Annotated in this window: 1 protein-coding gene and 1 pseudogene; one reads left to right on the top strand and one right to left on the bottom strand. The window is 73.9% G+C overall.

Annotated features, from left to right (window positions below; genetic code table 11):
• Positions 1-609: NAD-dependent epimerase/dehydratase family protein (locus ABZ749_RS34570; RefSeq protein WP_357235480.1), on the top strand; the 609-nt coding region annotated here is incomplete at its 5' end.
• Positions 610-634: 25 nt separating this feature from the next.
• On the opposite strand, the pseudogene ABZ749_RS34575 reads toward ABZ749_RS34570, so the two are convergent.
• Positions 635-1,921: pseudogene (locus ABZ749_RS34575) on the bottom strand (hypothetical protein); the annotation flags it as partial.
• Positions 1,922-1,980: the final 59 nt, after the last annotated feature.

Raw genomic sequence — 1,980 nt, forward strand, 5'->3', positions numbered from 1 at the left:
GAGCCGACCTGCCCGGACTGCGCAGGCACCCTCGCGTCAGCCCTGGTATCCGAGGACGCGCTGCTCGAGCCGCGAAGCACGTACGCCGCCACCAAGCTTGCCCAGGAACACCTGGCCGGCGCGTGGGCGCGGCAGACGGGCGGGAGCGTCTGGGCGCTGCGCTACCACAACGTCTACGGCCCTCGGATGCCCCGGGACACCCCGTACGCGGGCGTGGCCTCGATTTTCCGGTCGGCACTGGCGGCGGGCCTGCCTCCGAAGGTGCTGGAGGACGGCCGGCAGCGCCGAGACTTCGTCCACGTCACCGACGTAGCCCAGGCCAACCTGCTGGCATTGACCGCGTCGCCACCGCAGGGTCTCGTGCCGGTCAACGTCTGCTCGGGCGAGCCGCACACTGTGGGTGAGCTGGCCGTCGCCCTCGCCGAGGCGATGGGCGGGCCGGCACCGCAGATCGCCGGTGGTGGCCGGGCGGCCGACGTCCGACACGTGGTCGCCGACCCCCGGCGGGCGGCGGAGCTGCTCGGCTACACCGCCCGGGTCGGGTTCGCCGAGGGGGTGGCCGCCTTCGCCACCGACCCGCTACGGGAACCGGCCGCCCTCACTGCCTGAGACCGTCGACCTGCCCGCCGGAGGATCAGGACACCGTCCAGAGCAGGTGACTGACCGTGAGGGCGGTGACCACCTGCCCGCCCAGCCAGACCCGTCGGGCAGGCGGTGGCAGGTGGGCGGCGGCCACCAGCAGCCAGACCACGAACGGTAGCCAGATCCGTTCCACCTCCGCCTTGCTCAGCCCGGACAGATCAGCCGCTCCGACCCCCAGCACGGCGGCCAGCGGCAGCAGCACTGTGGGCCCGGCTCCCCGCAGGGCGTCAAACCGGGCGATCACCGGAGCGTGGTCAGGCCCGCGCCGTCGCAACGCAGCGGTCCGGACCCAACCGGCCGACGCGAGCGCGGTGCGGCGCAGCGCGGGCCCGAGCACCGGACCCGCAGAAAGTAGAAGCGCCGCCACGTTCGCCCACACCCAGTAGCCGTACGGGCGATCCGCCGCCCAACCCTGGTGATACCGCTCAACGACCAGGTGGTAGCCGTCCAGCCACCAGAAACCGGCCAGGGTGAACGTGACCACGACCGTGCCGGCCCCGGCCAGTGCCGCGAGCAACGCGGGCCACCGGTCCCGCAGGCGCAGCGCCACCACGGTCAGGGCCAGGACGCCGACCAGGACGAAGCCGTACGACAGGTAGAGGGCGAAGCCGAGCAGCAGGCCCCCGACCGCGGCGGCGGCGAGTCCCCGCACCGCCAGCAGGGCCAGCCCCGCCGCGACCACCCCGGCGAAGATGCCGTCGGCCGAGACTCCCACCCAGATCGCGCCGGGCAGCAGCACCAGAAACGGCAGCACCTGGCGGGCGGCTTCGTCCGCGCCTAGGGCCCGCAGCGTCACCGGCACCGACACCGTGACGGTCGCTCCCACCAGCACGCAGGCCAGGGCGGCGACGGTGGGGCCGCCGAGGCCGATCCGGTCCAACCCGACGAAGAGCAGCAGCGCCCCCGGTGGATGGCCGGCGGTGTGCGTGGACCACGCGTGCGGCTGGAAATCGAGGATCCGGGCGCTGAAGCCGGCCAGCATGGCCGTGATGTCGGTGACTCGGGGCACCTCGTGCAAATATTCGGCCTGCGGGGTGAGTCGCCGGGTGAAACCGGCCGACCAGCCGTCCACCAGCGCCAACGACATCGTCCACGCGACCGCCGTGAGGTAGGCCGCGACCAGCAGCCGGCCCCACCCGGCCGTCCGGGCCCACCGGACGCCCCAGCCGAGCACCCCGGCGGCGACCAGCAGCGCGGCCGGGGTACCCCAACCCAGGTGCGGACGCCAGGTGGCGTAGAGCGGCGCGGCGTCGGCGTGCAGGCCGACACCGCGCGCGTTGGGTCGGCGGAGTCGGCGATGGTGTCAATGGTGGCGTTGTCGCGGTAGCCGACGGCGCT

This window comes from Micromonospora sp. NPDC047753, from assembly GCF_040642735.1.
Lineage (GTDB): Bacteria > Actinomycetota > Actinomycetes > Mycobacteriales > Micromonosporaceae > Micromonospora.